This window comes from Pedobacter sp. KBW01, from assembly GCF_003852395.1.
Lineage (GTDB): Bacteria > Bacteroidota > Bacteroidia > Sphingobacteriales > Sphingobacteriaceae > Pedobacter.
In genome coordinates, this window is record NZ_QAJQ01000030.1 from 1 (window position 1) to 26180 (window position 26180).

At 38.5% G+C, this 26180-nt stretch carries 24 protein-coding genes and 1 pseudogene; 12 read left to right on the plus strand and 13 right to left on the minus strand.

Annotated elements, in window-relative coordinates:
* Positions 1-654 precede the first annotated feature (654 nt).
* Genes DBR40_RS23260 through DBR40_RS23270 form a run of 3 tightly spaced genes read right to left on the minus strand, consistent with a single transcriptional unit; the run spans position 655 to position 2805 of the window.
* Positions 655-1077 carry a hypothetical protein gene (locus tag DBR40_RS23260; RefSeq protein WP_124562136.1) on the minus strand — a complete coding sequence of 141 codons (423 nt, stop codon included), beginning with the start codon at positions 1075-1077 and terminating at the stop codon, positions 655-657.
* 1 nt (position 1078) lies between these two features.
* Positions 1079-2275: an RHS repeat domain-containing protein gene (locus DBR40_RS23265; RefSeq protein WP_124562137.1), complete on the minus strand. Its 1197-nt coding sequence runs from the start codon at positions 2273-2275 to the stop codon at positions 1079-1081.
* Positions 2276-2316: 41 nt separating this feature from the next.
* Entirely contained in the window at positions 2317-2805 is a 489-nt protein-coding gene (locus tag DBR40_RS23270; RefSeq protein WP_124562138.1) for a hypothetical protein, read from the minus strand.
* Between the two features lie 934 nt (positions 2806-3739).
* Here DBR40_RS23270 and lat point away from each other — a divergent pair.
* Both lat and DBR40_RS23280 read left to right on the plus strand, forming a co-directional pair.
* Complete coding sequence (gene lat / locus DBR40_RS23275; RefSeq protein ID WP_124562139.1) at positions 3740-5071, plus strand: L-lysine 6-transaminase; 1332 nt, start codon at positions 3740-3742, stop codon at positions 5069-5071.
* A 2-nt stretch (positions 5072-5073) separates the two neighbouring features.
* Complete coding sequence (locus tag DBR40_RS23280) at positions 5074-5475, plus strand: hypothetical protein (protein ID WP_124562140.1); 402 nt, start codon at positions 5074-5076, stop codon at positions 5473-5475.
* A gap of 203 nt (positions 5476-5678) precedes the next feature.
* Here the strand turns inward: DBR40_RS23280 and DBR40_RS23285 are convergent, their stop codons facing one another.
* From DBR40_RS23285 to DBR40_RS23300, 4 genes are all read right to left on the minus strand, one after another.
* Positions 5679-7040 (minus strand): acyl-CoA dehydrogenase family protein, encoded by a 1362-nt coding sequence (locus DBR40_RS23285; protein ID WP_124562141.1) that lies wholly within the window; start codon positions 7038-7040, stop codon positions 5679-5681.
* A 169-nt stretch (positions 7041-7209) separates the two neighbouring features.
* Positions 7210-7926, minus strand: coding sequence for a bacillithiol biosynthesis deacetylase BshB1 (gene bshB1, locus DBR40_RS23290; protein WP_124562142.1), 717 nt, complete (start codon positions 7924-7926; stop codon positions 7210-7212).
* 5 nt (positions 7927-7931) lie between these two features.
* Entirely contained in the window at positions 7932-8444 is a 513-nt protein-coding gene (locus DBR40_RS23295; protein ID WP_124562143.1) for a glutathione peroxidase, read from the minus strand.
* A gap of 6 nt (positions 8445-8450) precedes the next feature.
* Positions 8451-9065 carry a DUF4294 domain-containing protein gene (locus tag DBR40_RS23300; RefSeq protein WP_124562144.1) on the minus strand — a complete coding sequence of 205 codons (615 nt, stop codon included), beginning with the start codon at positions 9063-9065 and terminating at the stop codon, positions 8451-8453.
* Positions 9066-9174: 109 nt separating this feature from the next.
* Between DBR40_RS23300 and DBR40_RS23305 the strand changes: the two genes are divergently transcribed.
* The 5 genes from DBR40_RS23305 (at position 9175) to DBR40_RS23320 (ending at position 15206) form a co-directional block, all read left to right on the plus strand.
* A complete protein-coding gene (locus DBR40_RS23305) occupies positions 9175-11382 on the plus strand; it encodes a RelA/SpoT family protein (protein ID WP_124562145.1) in 2208 nt (735 codons plus the stop codon).
* Between the two features lie 168 nt (positions 11383-11550).
* Complete coding sequence (locus DBR40_RS23310) at positions 11551-12048, plus strand: Fur family transcriptional regulator (RefSeq protein WP_124562146.1); 498 nt, start codon at positions 11551-11553, stop codon at positions 12046-12048.
* 38 nt (positions 12049-12086) lie between these two features.
* On the plus strand, positions 12087-13367 hold the full coding sequence (locus tag DBR40_RS23315) for an adenylosuccinate synthase (protein WP_124562147.1): 1281 nt from the start codon (positions 12087-12089) through the stop codon (positions 13365-13367).
* 172 nt (positions 13368-13539) lie between these two features.
* Complete coding sequence (locus tag DBR40_RS26770) at positions 13540-13764, plus strand: hypothetical protein (protein WP_158674120.1); 225 nt, start codon at positions 13540-13542, stop codon at positions 13762-13764.
* Between the two features lie 185 nt (positions 13765-13949).
* Entirely contained in the window at positions 13950-15206 is a 1257-nt protein-coding gene (locus DBR40_RS23320; RefSeq protein ID WP_124562148.1) for an anthranilate synthase component I family protein, read from the plus strand.
* Positions 15207-15383: 177 nt separating this feature from the next.
* On the opposite strand, the gene DBR40_RS23325 is transcribed toward DBR40_RS23320, so the two are convergent.
* The 4 genes from DBR40_RS23325 to DBR40_RS23340 all read right to left on the minus strand — a co-directional run bounded on the left by DBR40_RS23325 (position 15384) and on the right by DBR40_RS23340 (position 18394).
* The gene (locus tag DBR40_RS23325; protein ID WP_124562149.1) at positions 15384-16190 is read right to left on the minus strand and encodes a M48 family metallopeptidase; all 807 of its coding nucleotides are present in this window, start codon (positions 16188-16190) and stop codon (positions 15384-15386) included.
* 173 nt (positions 16191-16363) lie between these two features.
* Complete coding sequence (gene plsY, locus DBR40_RS23330; RefSeq protein WP_090772588.1) at positions 16364-17008, minus strand: glycerol-3-phosphate 1-O-acyltransferase PlsY; 645 nt, start codon at positions 17006-17008, stop codon at positions 16364-16366.
* A gap of 49 nt (positions 17009-17057) precedes the next feature.
* Complete coding sequence (gene nadC / locus DBR40_RS23335; RefSeq protein ID WP_124562150.1) at positions 17058-17900, minus strand: carboxylating nicotinate-nucleotide diphosphorylase; 843 nt, start codon at positions 17898-17900, stop codon at positions 17058-17060.
* Between the two features lie 95 nt (positions 17901-17995).
* Positions 17996-18394 (minus strand): DUF4783 domain-containing protein, encoded by a 399-nt coding sequence (locus DBR40_RS23340; protein WP_124562151.1) that lies wholly within the window; start codon positions 18392-18394, stop codon positions 17996-17998.
* A 172-nt stretch (positions 18395-18566) separates the two neighbouring features.
* On the opposite strand from DBR40_RS23340, the gene gpmI reads away from it, so the two are divergent.
* On the plus strand, positions 18567-20087 hold the full coding sequence (gpmI, locus tag DBR40_RS23345) for a 2,3-bisphosphoglycerate-independent phosphoglycerate mutase (RefSeq protein ID WP_124562152.1): 1521 nt from the start codon (positions 18567-18569) through the stop codon (positions 20085-20087).
* Positions 20087-20617, plus strand: a complete 531-nt coding sequence (locus DBR40_RS23350) for a hypothetical protein (RefSeq protein ID WP_124562153.1) — start codon at positions 20087-20089, stop codon at positions 20615-20617. The genes gpmI and DBR40_RS23350 overlap by 1 nt, the downstream gene beginning before the upstream one ends.
* Before the next feature lie 51 nt (positions 20618-20668).
* On the opposite strand, the gene DBR40_RS23355 is transcribed toward DBR40_RS23350, so the two are convergent.
* Positions 20669-21289 carry a tetratricopeptide repeat protein gene (locus DBR40_RS23355; protein ID WP_124562154.1) on the minus strand — a complete coding sequence of 207 codons (621 nt, stop codon included), beginning with the start codon at positions 21287-21289 and terminating at the stop codon, positions 20669-20671.
* A gap of 315 nt (positions 21290-21604) precedes the next feature.
* On the opposite strand from DBR40_RS23355, the gene lon reads away from it, so the two are divergent.
* The 3 genes and pseudogenes from lon to DBR40_RS23370 all read left to right on the plus strand — a co-directional run bounded on the left by lon (position 21605) and on the right by DBR40_RS23370 (position 25715).
* A complete protein-coding gene (lon, locus tag DBR40_RS23360) occupies positions 21605-24076 on the plus strand; it encodes an endopeptidase La (protein ID WP_124562155.1) in 2472 nt (823 codons plus the stop codon).
* A gap of 83 nt (positions 24077-24159) precedes the next feature.
* Positions 24160-25110, plus strand: a pseudogene (locus DBR40_RS23365) (lipid A deacylase LpxR family protein).
* Positions 25111-25199: 89 nt separating this feature from the next.
* Positions 25200-25715, plus strand: coding sequence for a murein L,D-transpeptidase family protein (locus DBR40_RS23370; RefSeq protein ID WP_124562156.1), 516 nt, complete (start codon positions 25200-25202; stop codon positions 25713-25715).
* On the opposite strand, the gene arfB is transcribed toward DBR40_RS23370, so the two are convergent.
* A complete protein-coding gene (arfB, locus tag DBR40_RS23375) occupies positions 25716-26126 on the minus strand; it encodes an alternative ribosome rescue aminoacyl-tRNA hydrolase ArfB (RefSeq protein WP_124562157.1) in 411 nt (136 codons plus the stop codon). It abuts the gene before it with no gap.
* Positions 26127-26180: the final 54 nt, after the last annotated feature.

Sequence of the window (26180 nt, forward strand, 5' to 3'; positions counted from 1 at the left end):
GCTATTTCAGGACAAGACAAACAAAACACTAAGAACGATTTCAAATTTCTTTCCAGGCTAAAGCCTTCCTTTCTACTTATTTTCAGTGATAGTTACGCTATTCAGCCTGCCCACAGATTGAGGTCTGACAAATTACATATCCAAAACCCCGTTCAAAAGCCATCAGAACGCTTTTAAAATGAGAATTAAAGCCAAGACCTGCCTTCAGCTCCAAACTAGGCCCTGAGGCTTTCATTTTACTTTAAGTTTTTCCAGAAAACTGTAAAGTTATAGGCGTATAAGACCGAGTATTCTTCTAAAAAAGCTTCGACCTGCTGCCATGCCCACATCAATCCAACCTGCCACAGCAAATGAAACAAAATATAATCCGCCTGGATCATGAAACCTATATTTAGTACTCATAACTAAATATAAATGGATTAGAACAGATAATCAATTTGTTTAGTTGGCCTATTATTTAAAAGCACAAGTCAGCCCTGAAACACTATCCTGCCCGCTAAGACTTGCGCTAGTGAGGGCTCTGGTACAAGTCTTAGCACCTATAGCCTGCGCAATGGACTGAATGTACTTCATTAAAACCAATTCCGATCCTACAAAGTACAAGTCAGGCAGCACCATTATCCTACCCGCTAAGACTTGAGCGAGTGAGGGAAATCAAAAAACAGTAACCAATGTAATTGTATCCTTTTCAGCAGAAAACTGAATATGTAAAGTAATTCCATCATAAAAATACTTATCCCACTCAGGTGTTTTCCCATACAAAAAACTAAAATCTCCTCCCCCCATCTTATCTGGAATTCCCAAAAGTTCTCTAGTTTCTTTTTGTGAATAATTAAATGATAAATTATGTGGTAACTCTCCTTTATATTGACTGATATCTTTTTCTGTTCCAGAATAAAAATGTACAGCTTTTACATCATGATTTTCGGTCATAATAATATCTATCCCTAAATCTTTATTAAGTTGCATAAACGTACCAATTCCTGTTTCGACATCAATATCTTTAAAGTATTGCTTATACAGAGCTTCCTTTTTTATCTCCTCTATATTTTTATTTATCCAATTCAAAATCTCCATCTTAATTTTTCTTTTGCTGAAATGGAATAGATAATTTCTTTATCACATTATCTATTTCACTTTGCGTGTGACCCTCTTTTAACAATTGAGGAACATATTTATTTACATTACTTTTAATTGCATCTACAGGATTTTTAGCATCATTTTTCTGCATTACTTTATTGTTCCTTCCTCCATATGTCTCCGAAGACTTTTGATGTAATGATGTACTCACTGTTAGTGTTAATGAACTATTTTTTAACTCTTTTTCTTCTTTTACGGTAAGTGGGCGACCTAATCGTTCTTCTTCTGCAACTTTCAATGAAGCGAAAGATGGTATATGATCTGCAGAATTTCCTGATTTTAAATTCTTTTTTGTTGCTTCTTTATATGTTGTAACTTTTAAAGCTGCTACACCAGCCTCCTCCTCAATCTCAACATGTGGTTGCTGAGGAACTCTTGTATTGATTCTATTAAAAGTTGGGGCATAAGTCGACCCACCTCTATACATATATGCTGTTAACATTGAGGCGGCCGCTGCCTCAAGTCTAGTCACTCCTTGGTAATCTGTTGCCGAGTAAACTTCTTTGGGTTGAATAGCATTTTCTTGCATTGCAAGTGTGTTCTTCATCCAAAAAGGGGCAGGTTCATTAAAATAACTAATGATTTTCCGTGCTTGATCGGGTGTAATTACATTTTGTCCACCCATGGGAGACGCTATCCCCCCCTCTAAACCATCAATATCTATAGCCCAAATCGGCGTATTACTTGCAAACTGATAAGGCGTCAATTCAGGATATTCTGCCGTTATCGGATCCACACTCAGAAACTTCCCTATCCTCGGGTCATAGATCCGCATCCCGTAATCCTGTGTACCCGTTTCGCTGTCGTTTTCTTTACCGTTAAATCCGTAACGGTAAGGCGTATTAGCTAAGGTAGAGCTCCGGCCTGGCATTTGCCCGCCAAAGGCATAATAATCGGTACTGTTAATCACCTCAGGATCGTAACTACCATTAGCAGGAACCTGCTTATCGTTAATTACGGCCATTACATTGCCCAGGTGGTTGTTTAACTCAAAGAACTTTTTGCCGTAAGTACCCCAATCGGCACTGGCATTACCATCAGCTAAGTTAAGGTTCGGGCGCCACATTCCCAAACGGCTGCCGCCGTACAAACTTTGTTCCTGCCAGTGCATGGTTCCGCCCTGGTTATCGTACACTGCTAAATTGTTACCCTGGGCATCGCGTACGTAATAGGTATTTAAGGTATTGGGGTTTTACTTACCCGGTTGCCCGATGGGTCGTAGCTATACGTAATGCTGTCGTTATTGTTCTTAACAATCTGCCTGATTTTGCCATAAACAGACCAATCGATATTGTTAATATCACTTTGTTTATCACCTATCATATTACCTATCAGGTCATAGCGGTAATTATTGTCCGACTGTCCGGCTGCGAGATCAAAATCACCGGCACTTCCACCTACGTCATCAGCAACCTGCTTTAAACGGTTTGATAGTAAACGGCTGGTTTTTAAATCACGCTCGTACTGATACCTTAAGAAATCCATGGCAATACCATTCTGATTAGCGCGCTTTAAAGTATCTATGTTTCCATTTCCATCGTAGCTAAAATCTTCTTTGTATTTACTACCCGCACTACCCGAGTTCCATGGGTTTCCTATGGCTTCGTTATGCCTGAAAGTTTTAATCCGGTTTGGTTCTTTCCTACTTTTGGTTGGACAAGCCAACTTATTTGCCCCTCCTCACCAATCTCTAATTATCTGTAATTTCATTAATAAACAATGCGTTTGAGGAAAATATATTGGTAAGAAGGGGTCAATTGGCTTTGGTTTATCCAATCTTAACCGTAAAAAAGTTTAATTATGTTCAGCCATTTGATGAACTAAGAGAAGGAAAATTTTATCTGTTCTAAACCTTAGAGTTTGTTGCTTACAAAGAATTATTTGAAAAAGTACGGTATTCCCTTAGGAATACCGTACGAATGGGTCGCTGATGGGGCTCGAACCACCCAAATAAATCTTTATGAATACATCAAGTTCTTATAGAATGTTCTTTCTACTTATTTATAGAAATCTGAAACTCTCTTTAATTTTCAATAAAAATAATTCAAAACTGAGAAACAAAATTTCACACCATTCAAATAGTGCGAAAAATTTTTATGAAAGATCTACATAAATCGAAAAACAAATAGTCTTTTTCAATTTATTAGACTCTAAAGGAGAAAAAATAACGGAATATATTGTGGCATTTACAGCCAAAACAAAATAATTCATCTAAATCTTCTCTTACTTCTTGAAAGGAAAAAATCGTTCACAACACCTCAATGTTGTTAAATCTATTTAAACAAATTCAGCAAATTTGTATAAATCAATTGCAATGAAAACGAAGATCAAATTTATCATCAGAAATAAGAGCCCGGGCTGCAATTTTTGACAAGGCAACAGAGAACCTATTAGTCCATGAAACATTGGACGAGCTAGAAACCCTTGATGAGGTTTCAGCAAAAAAGTTTTCCACATCTGTGAAGTCCAAAACTCAAATTTGTCTATAAACATACTTTAAACTGTTTAAACCTGTTTTTTGCTTTACAGGCATAAAAAGTGCTTAAATTTTGATTTCAGGCACATTTAACTAAATTTGGATTATACCAAATCCAAGTTTATGTATCAATTAACAGTACCTGCAAACCGCGTTAGTGAATCTTTAAGTAAGCACATTTTAGCTGATGGTTTCGATCTGACTTACGATATGGAAAAGAGTCAGGGCGCCTATATTTACGATTCGAAACACAATAGAACCCTGCTCGATTTTTTCACCTGTTTTGCATCTGTTCCTTTAGGATACAATCACCCCAAAATGATCAATGATGAGGCTTTTAAGAAAAGTCTTTTCCAGGCTGCTTTGGCCAACCCATCTAACTCTGATGTTTACACACAGCAATACGCTCAATTTGTAGAAACTTTTTCCCAAGTGGGTATCCCCGATTACCTGCACCACGCTTTTTTTATAGCAGGCGGCGGTCTGGCAGTAGAAAATGCTTTAAAAGTGGCAATGGACTGGAAAGTGCAAAAAAACTTTGCCAAAGGTTACACCAGCGAAAAGGGCTTTAAAGTATTGCATTTCGAAAGGGCTTTCCACGGTCGCACGGGTTATACCCTGAGTTTAACCAATACCCTGCCCGATAAAACCAAATGGTTTGCCAAATTCGACTGGCCAAGGGTCTCGGTTCCCGAGGTTAAATTCCCGCTATCGGGCAACAACCTAACCCATGCCGTTGAAACCGAAGAAACATCCATCGCTCAGATTAAAAAGGCTTTTGCCAATCATAAAGACGATATCTGTGCCATTATTGTAGAGCCTATCCAATCGGAGGGTGGCGACAACCATTTACGTGAGGAATTCTTAATCCAGTTAAAAGCCCTTGCCGACGAAAATGAAGCTTGTTTAATTTATGATGAAGTACAAACGGGTGTTGGCTTAACGGGTAAATTCTGGTGTCACCAGCACTTTAGCGAAAAAGCACGTCCTGACATTCTCGCATTCGGCAAAAAAATGCAGGTATGCGGTATTTTAGCAGGAAAAAAAATAGATGAAATAGAAACCAATGTATTTAAAGTACCAAGTCGTATCAACTCTACCTGGGGTGGCAACCTGGTTGATATGGTACGCTCAACTCAAATCCTGCAGATTGTAGAAGAAGATCAGCTTTGCGAAAATGCAACCAAAGTGGGTGCTTATTTAAGAGATCAATTGGAAAGCTTATCGCAAAGGTTTGATCAGATGGCAAATGTACGCGGAAGAGGATTGCTTTGCTCTTTCGATTTCCCAAACAAAGAGATTCGTAATACTTTTATAAGCAAAGGACTGGAAAACAATGTGATGTTTTTGGGATGTGGCGAAAAAACAATTCGCTTCCGCCCGGCACTTTGCATTGAGCAAAAACATATTGACGAAGGCTTGACCATTATGGAAAAAATATTGCCTTTATTGTAGGCATGAGTAGAAAATTTCTTATCTATAGCATTGCAGCAATTGTTTTAATCCTTATTTTCTTTATGGTTAAAGATACTTTTAACCAACCGGGAATTGAGGGAATGAAAGCTGGTTTTAAAGAAATTGCCAAATACAGAAACGATAACAATACCGGACCTGTACAGCGTATTTATGTGGTAACGGTTAAAGACTCGGTTTGGAAAGAGCTGGAAGATTATGGTAATTTAATGCCACATACTAAGTATGGCAATACCAAAGTATATTTCTTTATGCAAAAAGCAAGCGTTCCGCAAAGTTTACAGCCGGGTGAAGTTAATTTCGATCCGGTTTTTAATAAAGCCTGTATTGCTTTGTACGAAAAAAGTGCCATGAGCCAGGTAGCTTTTAACAAACATCCTTTTTAGCCGCCATTGGTCTGTCCGTAGAGTTCTGAAAGGCTCTACGGATTATTGAATGGAAAAGAGTCTTTGACTCGCCTTTGGCCTTAATCCTACCGGTTTGTGTCTTCACAGACCGACCATGATATTTCAATTGACAGAATCGAATCTTGGTTTATAGTAGGTGGTTTGTGAAAAAACAAACCATTAGATCCAGGAACTAACAACCATCACACAAAAGCCGAAAAGCCCGTTATTGCCCGTCCAACTATCAATGTATTGATTTCCTTCGTGCCCTCGTAAGAATAAATGGCTTCGGCATCGGCAACGAAACGGGCCACATTGTATTCCAATAAAATGCCATTGCCACCCATTACCTCACGTGCCCTGCTTACCACATCACGCGTGCGCAGCGAGCAAAAAACCTTGGCCAGCGAAGCATGTTCATCTTTCAGCAAACTCTGATCCTGTAGCTGAGATAAACGAAAACATAACGTTTGCATCGCTGTTAAATTCGATAGCATTTCTACTAAATGGTTTTGGATCAATTGAAAAGAGGCAATCGGTTTACCAAACTGTTTCCGGGTTCGGGTATAATCGAGGGCATTCTCGTATGCACCACGGGCACAACCTACAGCTTGCCAGGCCACACCTGCTCGTGTCATCTGTAAAACCTTTGCAGTATCTTTAAACGAGTTGGCATTTTGCAAACGATCGGCCTCTTCTACTTCGCAATTGGTTAAGGTAATTAAACCATTCTGAACAATCCGGAGTGCCATTTTATTCTGCATTTTTTCTACTGCAAAACCCGGATTGTCTTTTTTAACAATAAAGCCTTTTACCTCACTACTTTCCTCATCGCGTGCCCAAATCACCAATATATCGGCAAAGGTTGCGTTACCAATCCATTTCTTCTGACCGTTTAAAACCCATTTGTCACCTATTTTTTTACAAGCTGTAGTTAAGCCACCTGCTGCGGCCGAACCTACTTCGGGCTCGGTTAAGCCGAATGCTCCGATAATTTTAAACTGCTGCATGAGGGGCAGCCATTGTTGTTTTTGTTCCTCCGATCCACATAAATAAATCGAACCCATGGCCAAACCACTTTGCACACCAAAAAAGGTCGAAATAGAGGTATCAATTCTGGCCATTTCCATCGCTAAGATCCCTTCCATCACGTTCGATTTACCAGGACAGCCATAACCTTTGTAAGTTAACCCGCAAATGTTTAGCTCGGCAAGTTTGGGTATAATTTCGAACGGAAATTCTGCTTTGTTCCAATATTGGTTTACAATAGGCTTAACTTCCTTTTCTAAAAAAGCACGTACTTTTAATTGCAGCTCGCGGTCTTCATCTTTTAAAGCTTCATCGCCCAGGTGATAAAAATCGCCTTCAATAGGTGGCAGTTCTTTCTTTATATGCGATCCACCCATCATCTTCATCATCCCCTGAATCTGTTTATCATCCAGATTTGAGATCGTTTCCACCATTTTAGGCAGATCAACTTTTTTCGACAAGGCATCTAACTTATCGAAATCTACATGCTTAAAGAGCTTATATGCGTTTTTGAGAGAAGAGAATATGTTCGCCATTATGATTTGTTTTTAGCGTAACAAATAAATGGCGGTTTTGTTCAGATGTAGAAGCCCAATGAGGCTCACCGATATATTGTAGTATTATAACAACTTAACCACATAAGTCATAAAAGAACATATAAACTTATGTTACCTTATGTTTCTTATATGGTTAAAATCTGCTTTACTACCGCAAATCAAACAGGTTATCAACACCTAATAATTTCCTCGAGGTAAAGCCCTCGCCGAAAGTTGTGCCAATGCTCTTGCCAAACTCTCTTGCACGAGCGATCACACTCTCAAAAAACTCAGGCGATGAAATATAAGTTTGCAATCCATCAACATCAGGGTTATAAAACTGTGTTTTAAATGCTTGGATCGATTTAATTTTGGCATCCATGTGATCAGAAATATCAACAATAATATCAGGTCTTAAATAACGGTCCTGAATATATTGCAAAAGTAACCTCGGGCGGTGTGCTTCTTGTTTAACACCATTTAAAACTGTCTCCACTTTTGGTAAACCCGATAAAAATACCGAATCAAAAACCAAATCTCCTGCGCGGCCATGATCCGGATGACGATCTTCTAAGGCATTACTTAAAATAATTTCTGGCTGATATTTACGGATAACTTTAACTATCTCTAAACGATGAAACTCATCGTTCTGGAAAAAGCCATCTCGCATACCAAGGTTCTCGCGTACATGCAGCCCCAGTACTTTGGCCGACTGCGCAGCTTCTTCATCCCGGGTTTCGGCGGTACCGCGTGTACCCAATTCGCCACGGGTAAGGTCAACAATGCCAACCTTTTTACCCAATGCAATATGTTTTAAAATTGTTCCTGAACAGCAAAGCTCAGCATCGTCAGGATGAACGGCTATAACTAAAATATCTAATTTCATAGGTTTTATCGGGCATTTTCATTCAGCAACTGCTGAATTTTCTTTTTGATTTTTGTACTTAAAGGTTTGGTAAAAGGCAGATAAAAATCAACTAGTTCACCATTTCTGTTTACCAGGTATTTGTGAAAGTTCCAGCGGGGTTTCGAACTTAATTTACGATTTTGTTTTTTATCGCTCAAAAACTGATAAAGTGGGTGCATAAGCTGTCCACGTATCATAATTTTATCAAAAACCGGGAATTTAACGCCATGGTTAATCTCGCAAAAGGAAGCGATGTCAGTACCAACAAGAGGCTCCTGTTTACCAAAATCGTTGCTGGGGAAGCCTAATACTTCGAAATCGGGATGGTTAATTTCGTCTTTAAGCTGTTGTAATTCTTTTAATTGCGGCGTAAATCCGCAGGCTGATGCTGTATTTACGATAAGTACTACTTTATTCCTGTAGGCAGATAGCAGCTGATCGTCGCCATTGATTTTCTTAACCTTAAACGGATAAATATTCGGAATGCTTTCCTGCATTATTTTTTATTGATAAAAACCCGATGTGCGGATAATAGATTCTATATCCCTATCCTCTGTCGGGTCGTAAGTGCTTTTTAAATTATGGCCAACTACGCGGGCAACAATCTGATATGAAAACGCAGCAAAACCTCCTTTGGTTTGTTTCACAATATCGTAGGTGGTACGCCCAACTTCACGGTCAATCAGTTTCGTTAAAATCTGTCCCTGAGTAATTGTTAGTTCCTTTATTTCTCGGTTAAACATGTCTTTAATTTCTTTATCACATTGTTTAACCAGTTGTTTTTGTTCCTTTTTTTCCGGTGTACGGGCCAGGTCCTGTTCCAGTTGCTCGTATCTGCGTTTGGCAAATAAAGCGTAAGGCATTACTTTTAACACATTGTATCTTAAACGGTTGTAAGCAGCCTGCTCAGCAGGCGACTTCCATATTCTGGCCGCATAAATAGAAACATCTTCCAGCTGCATCCACGGAATCATTACGCCACTATCGTTAGTAGAGGCTACTCTAATTGTATCGTTTCTACCTAATTTAGGAAATACTGGAGCCACCGGTTCCTGCGCCTGCAGTGAAACACCATAAATCATTACAATACAAAGAAAAAAGAGCCCTTTAATTTTCATAAATTTATACTTTTACAAAGTTAGGTGTTATTTCATATATTAGTTGTTTCACAGAACTAATATAAGTTTTATTCATAAATAAGACGCAATTTTTACGCAAAAAATACAAATGAAAACAGAGTTAGTGATTGATTTAGAGGCAGAAAAGCAAGAGATCCTTAAAAGATACAGGGCATTATTACGCGCCAGTAAATCTACTTTACAGAAGGGCGATAAAAAGGAAATCCGCAAAGCTTTTGATATGGCACTCGAAAGCCATAAAGATATGCGCCGTAAATCGGGCGAACCTTACATTTATCATCCTATTGCTGTGGCACAAATTGCCGCCGAAGAAATCGGCTTGGGCACTACCTCTATAGTGTGCGCTTTGTTGCACGATGTGGTAGAAGATACCGATATCACTTTAGAAGATATTGAACGCGAATTTGGCAAAAAAACCGCCAAAATTATAGATGGTTTAACCAAAATTTCAGGTGTTTTTGATACCAACAGCTCTTTACAGGCCGAAAATTTCCGTAAAATGCTGCTTACCCTGGCCGACGACGTAAGGGTAATCCTGATCAAACTTGCGGATAGGTTGCATAACATGCGTACCATGGATTTTATGCCGCGCCACAAGCAGCTTAAAATCGCATCCGAAACCATTTATTTATATGCCCCCCTCGCCCACCGTTTGGGTTTATATGCGATAAAATCAGAATTAGAAGATCTTTCTATGAAATATCTTGATCCTGACACCTATAAATTTATTGCCAAGAAACTGAACGAGAAAAAAACCGAACGGGCGCTGTTTATCAAAAAGTTCGTTGAGCCTATTGATGAAATTGTGCACGAACAAGGACTGGTTGCTGATGTATATGGCAGGCCAAAATCAATCCATTCCATCTGGAACAAGATGAAAAAGAAAAATATCCCTTTCGAAGAGGTGTACGATCTTTTTGCTATCCGAATTATCCTGGATTCGGCACCTGAAAATGAAAAGGCTGATTGCTGGAAAGCTTATTCAATAGTTACAGATTTATACCGCCCTAACCCCGACCGTTTACGCGACTGGGTTTCATCGCCTAAAGGAAATGGTTACGAAAGCTTGCATACTACAGTAATGGGGCCGCGTGGCCAATGGGTAGAAGTACAAATCCGTACGCAAAGAATGAACGAAATTGCCGAAAAAGGTTTCGCTGCACACTGGAAATACAAAGAATCGAGCAATGATAACGGACTTGATCAATGGATCCAGAAAGTACGCGAAATGCTGAATAATCCGGAAGCCAATGCTTTGGATTTTCTCGACGATTTCAAAATGAACCTTTTTTCGGATGAGATTTTCATTTTCACACCAAAAGGAGCTTTAATTCAGTTGCCGTTGGGCGCTACCGCTTTAGATTTCGCTTTCGAAATCCATACCGACGTAGGTGCAACCTGTATTGGTGCCAAGGTTAACCACAAACTTGTACCCATTTCTTACAAGTTGCAAAATGGCGATCAGGTAGAAATCATTACTTCCAGCAAGCAAACACCAAAAGAAGACTGGCTCAATGTAGTGGTTACGGCAAAGGCCAAGTCGAAAATCAAGTCATCATTAAAAGAAGAAAAGCGAAAAATTGCCGAAAATGGCAAGGAGATTTTAGAAAGAAAGCTGAAATCGCTAAAAATCACCTACAATACCGATAACCTTCAAAAACTGAGTTATTTCTTTAAACTGTCTTCAACACAGGAGCTTTTTGTTAATGTTGCCCTAGGCAAAATAGAGCTTAAAGACATCAAGGAATATCTATCAAGCGAAAAAGAAGTAGAAAGCAGGGCACCTGAACGACCAGAAAACCTAACGGTTGATATGGTTAAAACCAAAATTAAAGGCTCTGAAAACGATATTTTATTAATTGGAGAAGACCAGCAAAAAATAGATTATACCCTGGCCGCCTGTTGTAACCCGATTCCGGGCGATGACGTTTTTGGTTTTGTTACCGTAAGTGAAGGGATAAAAATTCACCGTACCAATTGTCCGAATGCAGCACAGCTGATGTCGAATTATGGCTATAGAGTAGTTAAGGCTAAATGGAATAAACAACAGGAACTTACCTTCTTGACTGGCTTACGCATTGTAGGTATTGATGATGTTGGTTTAATTAACAACATTACGAGGGTTATTTCTACTGATTTTAAGGTGAACATGCGGTCGATTACTGTCGACACTAATGAGGGGATATTTGACGGTTCGATTATGATTTTTGTAAACGATACAGAACACTTAGAAAACCTGATTAAAAATTTATTAAAAGTTAGAGGAGTTACCGGGGTTACCAGGTTTGATGCATAATTAGTCCGGAAGTCAGGAGTCCGAAGTCTAGATGGTAAGCTACATGCTATTTTCAGATTGAACTTCGGACCTAAGTCTTGACGACCTCCGGACTTATTACAACATTTCAACAATCTAACCCTCGAACAATCAAACTAATTGACTACCTTTGAATGGAGTTTAAAAACTATGTCTGAACAAAAAACAAATGAGCTCGTTCGCAAGATTTTTGAGGCTTATTTAGAGAACAAAAATCTACGTAAAACACCAGAGCGTTTCGCTATATTGGAAGAAATATATTCAAGAAACGACCACTTTGATGTAGAAACCCTGTACATCCACATGAAAAACCAGAAGTACCGCGTTAGCCGTGCAACGGTTTATAACACGCTGGAGTTATTGGTTTCGTGTGATTTAGTTACCAAGCACCAGTTTGGTAAAAACATGGCGCAATTCGAAAAATCTTATGGTTACCGCCAGCACGATCACGTAATCTGTATCGAATGCGGTAAAGTAGTAGAATTCTGCGACCCCCGGATACACCAAATCCAAACCATGGTTGGTGATCTCTTAAAATTTGATGTTAAACACCACTCGTTAAACCTTTATGGTTTCTGCTCTGATTGCAGTATGGCCAACAAAGTAAACGAGAGTGCCGCTACAACAGCAAATCTGGAAACAAATTAAATTATAATACAAATAAAACCAGCTTAATTTATTAAATAATGACGCAAGTAGATGTACTTCTCGGCCTGCAATGGGGCGATGAAGGAAAGGGAAAAATCGTTGATGTACTAAGTCCAAAATATGATCTTATTGCCCGTTTCCAGGGCGGCCCAAATGCCGGACATACTTTAGAGTTTGATGGCAAAAAATTCGTTTTAAATACCATCCCATCAGGAATTTTTAACGAAAAAACCATGAACCTTATCGGAAATGGTGTAGTAATAGACCCTATTATCTTAAAAAGAGAATTAGATAATTTAAAAAAAGCTGGTCATGATCCGGTTGCCGATGGTAAACTGGTAATTGCCCGTAAAGCACACTTAATTTTACCTAGTCATCAGTTATTAGATGCGGCCAACGAGGCACGCATGGGTAAAAACAAAATTGGTTCTACCTTAAAAGGTATTGGTCCAACTTACATGGATAAAACCGGCCGTAATGGTTTACGTGTTGGCGATACTACCCTACCTGATTTTAAAGAGCGTTATACTAAACTGGTAGAAAAACACACTGAGATTCTTTCTCACTACGAAGGTTTTGAATATGAACTGGCTGAGAAAGAAGCTGCTTTCTTCGAAGCAATTGAGTTCTTGAAAACCATCCCTCATGTAGATAGTGAGCATTTTGTAAACGGTTACCTGAAAGAAGGTAAAGCTGTTTTAGCAGAAGGTGCACAAGGAACTTTACTGGATGTTGATTTCGGATCGTATCCTTTCGTAACATCAAGCAACACCACAACTGCAGGTGCATGTACCGGTTTGGGTATTGCCCCAAATAAAGTTGGTGCTGTTTACGGTATCTTCAAAGCTTACTGCACCCGTGTTGGTGGTGGTCCTTTCCCAACTGAGTTAGACAACGAAGTTGGAGAGAATTTACGTGCCTTAGGTCATGAGTTTGGCGCAACCACAGGCCGTGCCCGTCGTTGTGGCTGGATCGATCTACCTGCATTAAAATATGCCATCATGTTAAACGGTGTTACCGAATTAATTATGATGAAAGCTGATGTTTTAGATACTTTCGATACCATTTATGCATGTACACACTACGAATACAATGGCGAAACGATTGATTATATGCCTTATGATATCATTTCTATCGAACCAAAACCAGTATTAAAAGCAATTGACGGCTGGGCAACTGACGTAACTAAAATTACTTCTGTTGATGAAATTCCGGCTAAATTAACTGAGTACATTGCCTTCTTAGAAAAAGAATTGCAAGTGCCAATCAAATTCCTTTCGGTAGGACCAGACAGGGCACAAACTTTAGAATTACATTAATTAATATCGCCAAACCGATAGATTTCTCCCTGCCTGAACGGGCAGGTACTTCCTTCGAAATGACAGAAATACATTAAAAAGCAATCCAAAACGGATTGCTTTTTTGTTTTACAGTAAGCTAACTCAATTATTTGCTTATCATTTGATTATTTTTGATTAGAAACATTTTATTATGGCAACTACCTTAGAAAACGAAATGCTCAATTATTTTACTCAGCTAGACAATGTTGAAAAAAATTCTGTTGTTAAAATGCTTAAGGTCTTTATGAAAGGCAAAAAAGAAAATTTGAACCTAAGCACAGAGCAATACAATAACGAGCTGTTAGCCGCAGAAAAGGAATTTAAAAATGGCAATTGCATAACCCACGATCAATTATTAAATTCGATTAAAAATTGATAAAAAGCAGTTTGGAAATTGTCTAGACCAAACCAATGCAGAATCAATTATAAGAAATTTTCGAATATATTAGCAATATAATCACTGTCCTCATCAATCCTCGTTGCAACGAAGATTATAGCTTTTCAAAAAGATAAAAATTAATTGCTTACAATTACCAGCGCTATTTTTACCTTTGCCGCAGCTTGGAAACCCTACAAAACATATCAGATTTTAAACAAAAAGCACTACACTGGGCTAACCAGTTCGATGTTTGCTGCTTTCTTGATTCCAATCAATATAAAGACGCTTACTCGGCCTATGATTTTGTTATTGCAGCAGGAGTGCAAAGCGAACTAAAATGCACCTCAGGCACTGCTTTTGATCAATTAAAAACATTTCAATCGATCAATAAGCAATGGCTTTTCGGTTTTTTCAGTTACGATCTTAAAAACGAAACGGAAAATCTGCAATCTAATCATGCTGATCAATTAAACTTCCCGGATTTATATTTCTTTATTCCAGAATACCTGATTGCTTTTAAAAATGGTAAAACTGAAATACTAATTGGTGATCGGACCATTTTAGATGAAATCAGTATTTTTCAGCTCCAAACAGAAAATTCTCCTGTTATATTAAACATCCATCAAAAAATTTCAAAAGCGCAATATATCAGCAAAATTGAAAGCTTAAAAAGCCACATCATTCGTGGCGATATTTATGAGGTTAATTTTTGCCAGGAGTTTTTTGCAGAAAATGCGCAGATCAATCCTATTGGAACTTTTGAAGCGCTGAACCAGCTTTCGCCAACCCCATTTGCCGGTTACTTTAAAGTGTACAACCAGTATATTTTATCGGCTACGCCAGAAAGGTTTATGTGCAAACGCGGCAATCGATTAATATCGCAACCAATTAAAGGAACAGCAAAACGCAGTGCAAATCCCGATACAGATGAGCAGATTAAACAGGCTTTAAGAAACGATATTAAAGAGCAGGCCGAAAATGTAATGATTGTTGATTTGGTACGTCACGATCTTACTAAATCGGCTGTAAAAGGCACGGTGAAGGTTGATGAGCTTTTTGGCATATACAGCTTTCCGCAGGTGCACCAGATGATCTCGACCATTAGCTGTGAGCTCGATCCGGATATTCATTTTATCGATGCCATTAAAAATGCCTTCCCAATGGGCTCTATGACCGGCGCTCCTAAAGTTAAAGCCATGCAGCTTATTGAACAATACGAAGAGGCCAAACGCGGTATTTATTCAGGTTCTTTTGGCTGTATAAGCCCGGATGGAGATTTCGATTTTAACGTGGTTATCCGCAGCATATTATTTAATGCCGAGTCAAAATACCTATCCTTTCAGGTGGGTGGAGCCATCACCTATCAATGCGATGCCGAGAAAGAATATGAAGAATGTTTACTTAAAGCTAGTGCCATTTTGAAGGTTTTAGGTGGGTAGTTGGTTTATTGGCTCAATTGTTCATTAGTTCATAGCTAACTCCAGTCTAATCTGTCAACCGACGCTAAACGCCAAACGAATTAATAAACGCCATTTTTCCCTAAATAAAAAAGGTGGAAAGTTTATGCATCATGCCAAACCTTCCACCTTTCTATCTTCGACCTTAAGCCTTATACCTTACTTCTTATAGTACTGTTGTGCTTCGGGCAAATATTTTTGAATCTGTGCAATACGCGTTTCATCACTAGGGTGTGTGCTTAAAAATTCAGCCGGCTTTTGTGCTCCAGCTGAGGCAGCCGACATCCTGTTCCAGAAACTGGTTGCACTTTGTGGATTATAACCGGCCATAGCCATGAAAATTAAACCTAAACGATCGGCCTCCAACTCCTGGTTACGACTAAATTTAAGCATGGCAACCGGTGTACCTACACCATAAAGCGTATTGAAGATGGATTGTGTTTTTGGATTTTTAGATAAGGCCACACCTGCCGCTGCACCTATACCTTGTGCTACCATTTCCTGCGACATACGCTCGGCCGAGTGACCAGCAATGGCGTGCGCAATTTCATGCCCCATTACCGTAGCTAAACCGGCATCATCTTGCGTTACTGGTAAAATTCCGGTATACACCACAATTTTGCCACCGGGCATGCACCAGGCATTTTTTTCATTGTTTTGTACCACATTCACTTCCCATTGGTAATCGGCAATTAAATTACCATAGTTATTACTGTTCATGTATGATTTTACAGCCGTAATTAAACGGCTACCTATGGTTTTCACCTTTAAGGCCTGCGCATTAGATGCTGGCAAAACCGTCGTTTTATTTTCTGTTAAAAAGGTATTATATGCTTGAAATGCCATTGGCAAAACCTGATCGTTGCTTACCAGATCAAACCTGCTACGACCGGTTAAAGGCACTGTAGAACAAGAGTTAAACAGTAAAACACCAGCTACACTTGCTGTTAAAAATAGCTTTTTCATTTGTTATAAATTTAGTTTTCAATGGTTATTGAACAATCATTCCACTTCCCTTTTTAAACGGGAGTAAGAATTGTTTCAAAAATCTGTCGTTAATGATACCCGTCCCTTATCTGTAATATCCATATTAACAGGAATATTGAAAATAAGTTTTTGATTATGTACTTGTTAATTAATTAGCTTTTTTTCTTAAACAGATACACTTTAGATTCTTTGCCTTTAAGCAATCTTTCGAGGTTTTTTTGGTGGGTGACTAAAATGAGTACACAAACTACCATTCCGTATAGTACTTCCGATTTTATAGAAACCTGAAAAAGAAAAACTACACTGAGCGGAAAGGTAAACCCTGCACAGATGGAGCTTAATGAAACATATTTCGTAATCAGCAATACAATAACAAAAACCAGAACACAAAGCATAGATGCTTCGAAGTTAACTGCCAAAATCATTCCAAAAAGTGTGGCAACTCCTTTCCCTCCGCGAAATCCGGCAAAAACAGGAAATAAATGTCCCATTACTGCGGTTACGCCTAAGGCAAGCTGGTAATTTACAAATGGTGCAGAATTTTGTGGCCCGGTTACAGATAAACCGATTAAGTAAGCCAGATTGGTTGCAGTATAACCTTTTGCAATATCGATAATCATTACGGCAATACCGGCTTTCTTGCCCAATACCCTAAAAGTATTGGTAGCACCCGCATTACCGCTGCCATATTCCCTTACATCAACGCCATAAAAGGCCTGACCAAGCCATACAGCTGTTGGTATCGATCCAAAAAGGTAAGCTAATAATAAAGCACTGAGCGAATAAACCGTAACCATAGCCTACAATGATACAAAAAATAAGCTTTTAATTTTAGCGCAAATCACTTTAGTATGCTTTTAAACTCATATCCAGGCTCTTTACAGAGTGTGTCAGTGCGCCCATTGAAATAAAATCTACTCCGCATGCCGCATACTCGGCAACATTCTCTTCGGTTATGCCTCCTGATGCTTCAGTAGTGAATTCACCATCAATTAATGCTACGGCTGCCCTAAGGTTTTCGAAATTGAAGTTATCGAGCATAATGCGGTCTACACCACCAATGGCTAAAACCTGTTTCAGCTCGTCTAAATTCCGTACTTCAATTTCAATCTGGAGGTTTTTATTTTGATTGGAAAGATATTGTTGAGCTGCCTTAATCGCGTTCGAGATCCCGCCTGCATAATCAACGTGGTTATCTTTAATCAAAATCATATCGTAAAGGCCTATACGGTGATTTACACCTCCACCTATTCTCACAGCCCATTTCTCTAAATAGCGCAGGCCAGGCGTAGTTTTACGGGTATCTAAGATTTTTGTTTTGGTAGCTTTCAGTAAAGCAACAATGTGATTCGTTTTAGTAGCAATGCCACTCATACGTTGCATGCAATTTAACACCAAACGCTCGGCAATCAGGATTGCATGGGTACTTCCGGAAACGGTAAGCGCAATATCTCCAACTTTAACTGCATCGCCGTCGTGCAACAATACATCAACTTTTAATTCAGCATCTACCTCCTTAAAAATGGCTAAAGCAAGCTCTATCCCTGCCAATATACCATCTTCTTTAATAATCAGTTTTGCTTTTCCCTGTGTGCCCGAAGGAATGGTTGATAAGGAGGTATGATCACCATCGCCAACATCTTCAGTAAGGGCGTTTTTTATGAATTGATGTATAAGTTGAGTATCCAAAATGTAGATTTTAATGTCGCAAAAATAAGAATTATTTGTTAGCAGACAATTTACTGATGGATATAAAGATATTCTGAATGGTTGAAAGCAGGAATTTAATCCTTGGCTGGCTCAATTCTCAGCTCAGTAATAGAAAACGCAGTATTAAACTTTTTCATGGTAATCGAAACCCTGAAAGTTTCTTTGGGGGTACTCAAAATAACTACGCCAAAACGGTAATTGGGGTTGGTATTAATTTTATGAAAAATACTTGTTTTGGTGGGCGGATGCTTGATAAAAAAGTCTCTTAAAATCTGTTCACCCTGTGCTTTTGAGTATACATCTTCTTCATCAACAATAATCAGTTCGATGGTAGAGGCAAAATTTTTGGCAATTTCTTTCGCATTGCCCGCCTTAAAATACGACGACAAATCATCAATAATATCAGCCTGCATAGCTGTGGGACGGTATAATGATGATAAACTAAAGATTAATAAGAATAAGCTCCGGATCATTTCTGTATTTTATACAGAAGCGTACAGCTAAAATTATGCCATTAGCATATCAAAAAAAGGATTTCTTAATTTGTATAACATCCAATAAAGTTATATTTGCCATATAAACAAAACACTAAAACAGGTTTAAGGTAAAAATGTTTTAAGCTGATCAATAATTTTTTAAATAAAGATGGTAAACAATAAAAAACTCGCGCTTATAATTCTAGATGGTTGGGGCTACGGAAAACAAGATAATTCTGATGCTGCCTATGCTGCTAACACTCCTTTTTTCGATTCGTTATTACAGAATTATCCAAATTCTAAGCTTGAAGCATCTGGTGAGGCCGTAGGTTTACCAGCCGGACAAATGGGAAACTCGGAAGTGGGTCACATGAATTTAGGTGCCGGCCGCGTGGTTTACCAGGAACTGGGCAGAATAAACAAAGCAATTGCCGACCGCGAGCTGCACAACAGCCCTGTTTTAGTAAACGCATTCGATTACGCTAAAAAGAACAACAAAGCAGTGCATTTTATCGGTTTGGTATCAAACGGTGGTGTACATGCACATATCGAACATTTAAAAGCACTTTGCGATGCTGCGAACGAATCGACCGTAAAAAGTTATGTACACGCCTTTTTAGATGGCCGCGATACTGACCCGAACTCAGGTTTAGGTTTTATTGCCGATTTACAAAACCACATTCAAAATACAGGTGCCAAATTAGCTACTTTAGTTGGCCGTTATTACGCTATGGACCGCGACAACCGTTGGGAACGTGTTAAACAGGCTTATGATGTAATGGTTAACGGTATTGGCGAAAAAACACAGGATGCTTTGGCTGCCATCAAAAAATCGTACGATGAAAATATTACCGACGAGTTCTTAAAACCTGTTGTACTTACACAGGATAACGGTGCTCCGGTAGCTACTATCCAACCTGATGACGTAGTGATTTGCTTTAACTTCCGTACGGATAGAGGTCGTGAAATTACCACTGCGCTAACGCAAAAAGATTTCCCTGAGCAACAAATGCACAAACTGCCATTGTATTATGTAACCATGACTACGTATGATGAAAGTTTTGAAAAAGTAAATGTAATTTTCACCAAAGATGACCTGACCAAAACCATTGGCGAAGTTTTGGCCGATAACAATAAAAACCAGATCCGGATTGCTGAAACAGAAAAGTATCCACACGTTACTTTCTTTTTCTCTGGAGGCAGGGAAGCTGAATTTGCAAACGAAAAACGCATTTTAATTCCTTCGCCAAAAGTGGCAACCTACGATTTACAGCCAGAAATGAGCGCTGCAGGAATTACCGATGCCATTACCAAAGAAATGGAAACCGGTTGGGCAGATTTTATCTGTTTAAATTTTGCAAACCCTGATATGGTTGGTCATACCGGTGTTTTCGAAGCTGTAGTAAAAGCAGTAGAAACTGCCGATAAGTGTGCAGAAACTGTAGTCAAAACCGGACTTGCAAATGGCTATTCATTTATCCTTTTGGCAGATCATGGCAACTCAGAATATATGGTAAATGGCGATGGCTCTGTTAACACTGCCCACACGACTAATCTGGTTCCATGTATTTTAATCGATAATGACTACAAAACCATTGCTGACGGTAAACTAGGCGACATCGCCCCTACTGTCTTAAGGATTTTAGGTGTTGACATTCCTGCAGAAATGACTGGAAACGTTTTAGTATAATGACTAAAAAACGATATATCGCGGTATTTGCCTTGGCTTTGCTTTCCTGTAACCAACGGAAAGCTGCCGAAGCAAATACCAGCTTTTTATATTTTGATATTAAGGGGTATTTTGGAAAGGAAATAGTGCGTTTGCAAAAACTCAATCCAACTGTACAAAAAACAGTAAGTATAAATGGTGAAGCCGAAAATAAATCGACCACTATTACCGACTGGCAGAAAGAGCTGGCTATTTTTGTAAATGCCGATATCAATAAAACATCGTGGAAGGGAAGTTTTAAAATTGTACAGAAAAATCGTGCAGATGTCTATACTTCAGACAATAAAAAGATTCCGGTAAAAAAAATTGTGGTTGAAAAGAGTGATCTAAAAATTAATAAGGTCGAAATTATTATCGATAATAAAAACATCTTATATCGATCGCAGGATACCCTAACCTACTTTCCCGATAGTCTGTACCAGATAAAAAAACAACAAAAAATCAGGCTGTTAAAACTGAAAAAATACCTGATTATTGGAAAACTGAAATAAAAAAGGAGCCTTGATCGAATCGAGGCTCCTTTTTTTACTTTAAAAGCTTTTTTATTTTAAAGTGGCAATTTGTGCCTTATCATAAGTTACCCAATCGATAATATCTTTTCTAAGTGGTTGCAAAGTGAGTACTTTCTGAAAATCGGCAATTGAATTATTAAAAAGAGCTACGCATGCGGCTTTTTCGTCTTTTTTCTTGGCTTTAAACGATTTAAATATTGCATAGTCTTTATAGGCTAAACCACGGTTCTGAAACATCTGGGTATCTTCTTCACCACTAATTTCAATTGCCTTTGTAAAATCTTTAAGCGATGCCTGATAAAAATTGTCGCGCATGGCACTTAACGATTCTTTCGGATCGTTGGCAATTTTTAACCTGGCTATTCCACGGTAGTAGTAAGCCGAAACCTCATTTGGTTTTATCACTAGTAAGCGGCTATAAGTATCAATACACTTTTCATACTCCCGGTTCTGGAAATACGAATAACCAAGCATCTGCAATACATTTGCATTGTCGGGAGTCTTGGCACTGGCTTTTTCCAATTGTGCAGCGGCTGTTTTATAATCACCTTTCATCATTGCCTGCATGCTTCTTTCGTAGTTACCCTGTGCAAAACTGCCTGTTGATGAAAAAATAATAAGTGCTAAAATCGCCTGTTTAAAATAGTTCATGTATGATTAATAAGTTTAACAAATCTAACGCCCAATACAATATATAGGAGAAATTTTTTGCAATATAATCCTATTCTGATAATTTAAAAGTTTTAATTTCTTTTGTTCAGGCACAAAGTGACCAAACATTAGCTTAAACGCAAAAAAATACATTATATGATATTGAGGGAAATATTTAAATTGCCCTGCCTTTTTAACATAACATTAATATAATTTTTACTTTGGCACAAGAGTTGAAATTGTTAACTTAATATAAAAATTAAACAAAGTGAATACGATCAAGCTGCCAGTTTGTCGTTAGCGGAAAATGTGATAATGAGTAAACAAGATATATTTGATTTCCATACAGCTATGCCAATAATCAATGAAGATACAGAGTTTTTTCCCCTAATGTCTCAACAAGACGAGGAGGAAATGAACAATGAGGAAACGCCCGAAACGTTGGCCATATTGCCTTTGCGAAACACCGTTTTATTTCCAGGAGTAGTGATTCCGATTACAGTTGGAAGAGATAAATCGATTAAACTAATTAAAGAAGCTTACAAGGGAAACAAAATTATTGGCGTAGTTTCTCAAAAAGACGTATCGATAGAAGACCCGACTTTTGAGCAGCTAAACACTGTTGGTACCGTTGCAAACATCATTAAATTGTTGCAAATGCCCGATGGTAACACCACCGTAATTATACAGGGCAAGCAACGTTTCAGCTTAATTGAAGAGGTCCAGAACGAGCCTTACATTAAAGCTGTTGTTAAAAAATTCGAAGAGCAGAAGCATAAAGCAGACAAGGAGTTTAAAACCCTTATTGCGTCTATACGCGAGATGTCGGCACAAATTATTCAGCTTTCGCCAAATATTCCGAGCGAAGCCAGTATTGCGCTTAAAAACATCGAAAGCAATTCATTTTTGATCAATTTCATTTCATCAAACATGAATGCCGAAATGGCCGATAAGCAGAAAATCCTGGAAATGGACAAACTGCAGGAAAGAGCACAAAAAGTGATGGAGCTTTTAATGGTAGAGCTGCAGATGCTGGAACTGAGAAACCAGATCCAATCGAAAGTACGTACCGATTTAGATAAGCAACAACGCGATTATTTCTTAAATCAGCAATTAAAAACCATTCAGGAAGAATTGGGTGGTAACTCTGCCGATTTAGAATTTGATGCTTTACAAGAAAGGGCTAAAAAGAAAAAATGGACCAAAGCTGTCGCTGCACATTTTGACAAAGAATTAGACAAGCTGGGTAGAATGAACCCTGCCGCACCAGATTATTCGGTACAGTTAAATTATTTAGAACTCCTTTTGGATTTGCCATGGAGCGAGTTTACCAAAGATAATTTCGATCTGAAAAGAGCACAGCGTATCCTGGATAAAGATCACTTTGGTTTAGAAAAAGTGAAGCAGCGTATTATCGAATACCTTGCTGTACTGAAACTAAAACAAAATATGAAGGCCCCTATTTTATGTTTAGTTGGTCCTCCGGGAGTTGGTAAAACATCATTGGGCAAATCGATTGCAAAAGCTTTAGGCCGTAAATACGTACGTATGGCGTTGGGTGGTATCCGCGATGAAGCTGAAATCCGCGGTCACCGTAAAACCTATATTGGTGCTATGCCTGGACGTATTATTTCTTCTATCAAAAAAGCAGGTGCAGATAATCCAGTATTCGTATTGGATGAGATCGATAAGGTGGGAACCGACCATCGTGGTGATCCATCGTCGGCTTTACTTGAGGTTTTAGATCCTGAACAAAACAATGCTTTCTACGATCATTATGTAGAAATGGATTACGATTTATCGAACATCCTTTTTATTGCTACAGCAAACTCTTTGAGCACCATACAGCCTGCTTTGTTAGATCGTATGGAGATTATTGAAGTAAATGGTTATACTATTGAGGAGAAAATTGAAATCGCCAAAAAATACCTTTTGCCTAAGCAGAAAGAAAATCATGGCTTACAAACCAAAGATATTACCCTTAAACCTGCGCTGATTGAGAAGGTGATTGAAGATTACACCAGAGAATCGGGTGTGCGTGGCTTGGAGAAAAAAATAGGTTCACTGGTTCGTGGTGTGGCTACAAAAATTGCCATGGAAGAAACTTACGATGCGAACTTAAATCCAGAAGATGTAGAGCGTATTTTAGGTGCGCCGATTTATGATAAGGATTTATACGAAGGCAACGAAGTAGCTGGTGTGGTTACAGGTCTGGCCTGGACAAGCGTTGGAGGTGATATTTTATTTATCGAATCGAGCTTAAGTCCCGGAAAAGGCAAACTTACCTTAACCGGTAACCTTGGCGATGTAATGAAAGAATCGGCTGTAATTGCCCTGGCTTACCTACGCGCACATGCTGCAGAATTTGGCATTGAGTATACCTTATTTGATAATTGGGATGTACACGTGCACGTGCCTGCCGGCGCTACGCCAAAGGATGGTCCTTCGGCTGGTGTAACTATGCTTACGGCATTAACTTCGGCCTTTACCCAACGCAAAGTTAAACAACACCTGGCCATGACCGGCGAAATTACTTTACGTGGAAAAGTCCTTCCTGTGGGGGGTATTAAAGAAAAAATCCTGGCTGCAAAAAGAGCAAACATCAAAGAAATTATCCTTTGCAAAAGCAATCGCAAAGATATTTTAGAGATTAAGGAAAGCTATATCAAGGACCTAAAATTCCACTACGTAAGCGAAATGAGCGAAGTGATTGATTTGGCCTTAACAAAAAACAAGGTGAAAAAACCTTTGGATTTAAGTGTTAAAGTTGCACCGATTGTAAACTAATTTATAATCTTTTGACAGAGAACGATTAAAAATCCAATTACAATAAATACTTTTATAGTCCCGATAATCATCGGGACTTTTTTATGAAATCACTTTTAGCTGCTTTAGTTTTTTGTTTGGTTGTATCAACCGGTTTTGCACAATCATTTAAGAATGAATTTGGTTTTAAAACCGAAAATGATGCCTATCTGGCTACTTTAAACGACCGTTATTACACCAATGGGCTATTTATTTATTTCCGCAGGGCTTTAAACACCGAAAAGCTATCGGATAAAATAGAGAAAAAAACCTACGAAATTTCTGCCGGGCAAAAAATGTATACACCTTACTAGGGGCAGGTACCAAACAAAGAGGATCAGGACCGTCCATTTGCCGGTTATTTATACGCAGGTGCGGCCTATTCGGTATTTTATAAAAACGAAAGTGTTTTAAAAACCAGTGTAGAGCTGGGTACAGTAGGCCCTAATTCGCTAGCACAAACGGCTCAACGTTTTTTACATAAAACGGTTGGTTTTTACACTCCGGCTGGTTGGGATTACCAGATTAAAAATGAAGTAGCTGTAAATTTAGCAGCAAATTACAGCAAGCTAATTTTCAGACCCGAAGATCCGATTGCCGATATCAGCGCTCAGGGTTATGCCAATTTAGGTACAACTTTTTCTGGCCTGGGTGCTTCGGTATTATTCAGGGCTGGTAAATTAAATCAGTTATTTAATAGCGCCTACCATAACGCTGTAATTGGAAATTCTAAAACCAAAAGCTTAAACAACTCAGAGTTTTTCTTTTACGTTAAACCGCAACTCAATTTTGTGGCTTACGATGCTACCATTCAAGGAAGTATGTTTAAAGACAATAGTCCATTAACTTTTGGTGTTAAACCCATTGTTTTTGAACAACAGTTTGGGGTAAACTACAGTTCAAGAAGGTTTACTGCCGATTTCAATATCATTTTTAAAACCAAAGAAGTTAAAAGTGTAGCAAAAGCGCAAAATTACGGAGGTTTAAGCTTGTACTATAGGTTTGGGAAGAGCTAATTTATTGCTGAATTGCCAGATTGTTTTATTGTTGTCGGCTATCCATTACCTGATTAAAACGCCTAAAAGGCAAATTGCCATTTGAAAACATGAAAAAAGTAATCCTTTTTACCGTTTTGTTGTTTATTGCCTGTGCTGTAATTTACAATTTATATCCTGAAAAGAAATTACCTTTAAATGCCGAAATCGATTATATCGTTGTTAAAAAATCAGACCGGAAATTATTGGCTTATTCAGAACGCAAACTGATTAAAACGTATCAAATTTCATTAGGCGATAGTCCGCTTGGACATAAAGCGTATGAAGGTGATGAAAAAACGCCAGAAGGCCTGTACACCATCAACGCCAAAAATGCATTTAGCGGCTACCACAAAAACCTTGGGGTTTCTTACCCAAACTCAAAAGATATTACGCATGCAAAACTTTTGGGAAAACCCGTAGGTGGCGATATTAAAATACATGGCATCAGAAACAATTTCGGTTTTATCGGCAAATTTCAAAGATTTTTTGACTGGACCAATGGCTGTATCGCATTAACCAATAGTGAAGTTGATGAGCTATATGCTACCGTAAAAATTGGGACTAAAATTGAAATCAGACCCTGATTAATCTATTGAAGGTTTTTTACGGCTTTCCTTCCGATTTGCAGTAAGAGCTTTATTTTTCAACCTTTTCTCGATGACACCCTTAGGAATTTTGGTTGGCTTTCTTTTTTTCTGAACAATCAGTGCCTTTTTCAGCAAATCGATCAGTTTTGCAATCGTTTTCTCTTTATTGAGCAGCTGGCTTCTATCCTCCTGCGAAACAATATGCAACAATCCTTCACTATCAAGACGGTTTTGCAGCTTTTCTTTAAGCAAAGTCTTTTCCTCATCAGTAAAATACTCAAAGGTTTCTACATTAAATACCAGCTCTACCTTACTCGAAACCTTATTTACATTTTGCCCACCTTTACCTCCGCTACGTGACGTTTTAAAAATGGCTGATCGTAAAATTTCTTCTCTGCTAGGTAACATGCGGCAAAAATATAAAGAATATCGATTTAAAAAAAGTTAGCAAACCCATTGGCT

Coding starts and splice junctions, on each gene's coding strand:
- DBR40_RS23260 (WP_124562136.1), bottom strand. CDS start 1,077: ATGGAGATTTTGAATTGGATAAATAAAAATATAGAGGAGATAAAAAAG.
- DBR40_RS23355 (WP_124562154.1), bottom strand. CDS start 21,289: ATGAACTATTTTAAACAGGCGATTTTAGCACTTATTATTTTTTCATCA.
- DBR40_RS23305 (WP_124562145.1), top strand. CDS start 9,175: ATGAAAACAGAGTTAGTGATTGATTTAGAGGCAGAAAAGCAAGAGATC.
- DBR40_RS26770 (WP_158674120.1), top strand. CDS start 13,540: ATGGCAACTACCTTAGAAAACGAAATGCTCAATTATTTTACTCAGCTA.
- DBR40_RS23325 (WP_124562149.1), bottom strand. CDS start 16,190: ATGAAAAAGCTATTTTTAACAGCAAGTGTAGCTGGTGTTTTACTGTTT.
- bshB1 (WP_124562142.1), bottom strand. CDS start 7,926: ATGAAATTAGATATTTTAGTTATAGCCGTTCATCCTGACGATGCTGAG.
- lat (WP_124562139.1), top strand. CDS start 3,740: ATGTATCAATTAACAGTACCTGCAAACCGCGTTAGTGAATCTTTAAGT.
- plsY (WP_090772588.1), bottom strand. CDS start 17,008: ATGGTTACGGTTTATTCGCTCAGTGCTTTATTATTAGCTTACCTTTTT.
- arfB (WP_124562157.1), bottom strand. CDS start 26,126: ATGTTACCTAGCAGAGAAGAAATTTTACGATCAGCCATTTTTAAAACG.
- DBR40_RS23285 (WP_124562141.1), bottom strand. CDS start 7,040: ATGGCGAACATATTCTCTTCTCTCAAAAACGCATATAAGCTCTTTAAG.
- DBR40_RS23295 (WP_124562143.1), bottom strand. CDS start 8,444: ATGCAGGAAAGCATTCCGAATATTTATCCGTTTAAGGTTAAGAAAATC.
- gpmI (WP_124562152.1), top strand. CDS start 18,567: ATGGTAAACAATAAAAAACTCGCGCTTATAATTCTAGATGGTTGGGGC.
- DBR40_RS23350 (WP_124562153.1), top strand. CDS start 20,087: ATGACTAAAAAACGATATATCGCGGTATTTGCCTTGGCTTTGCTTTCC.
- DBR40_RS23370 (WP_124562156.1), top strand. CDS start 25,200: ATGAAAAAAGTAATCCTTTTTACCGTTTTGTTGTTTATTGCCTGTGCT.
- lon (WP_124562155.1), top strand. CDS start 21,605: ATGAGTAAACAAGATATATTTGATTTCCATACAGCTATGCCAATAATC.
- DBR40_RS23280 (WP_124562140.1), top strand. CDS start 5,074: ATGAGTAGAAAATTTCTTATCTATAGCATTGCAGCAATTGTTTTAATC.
- DBR40_RS23300 (WP_124562144.1), bottom strand. CDS start 9,065: ATGAAAATTAAAGGGCTCTTTTTTCTTTGTATTGTAATGATTTATGGT.
- DBR40_RS23310 (WP_124562146.1), top strand. CDS start 11,551: ATGTCTGAACAAAAAACAAATGAGCTCGTTCGCAAGATTTTTGAGGCT.
- DBR40_RS23315 (WP_124562147.1), top strand. CDS start 12,087: ATGACGCAAGTAGATGTACTTCTCGGCCTGCAATGGGGCGATGAAGGA.
- DBR40_RS23340 (WP_124562151.1), bottom strand. CDS start 18,394: ATGATCCGGAGCTTATTCTTATTAATCTTTAGTTTATCATCATTATAC.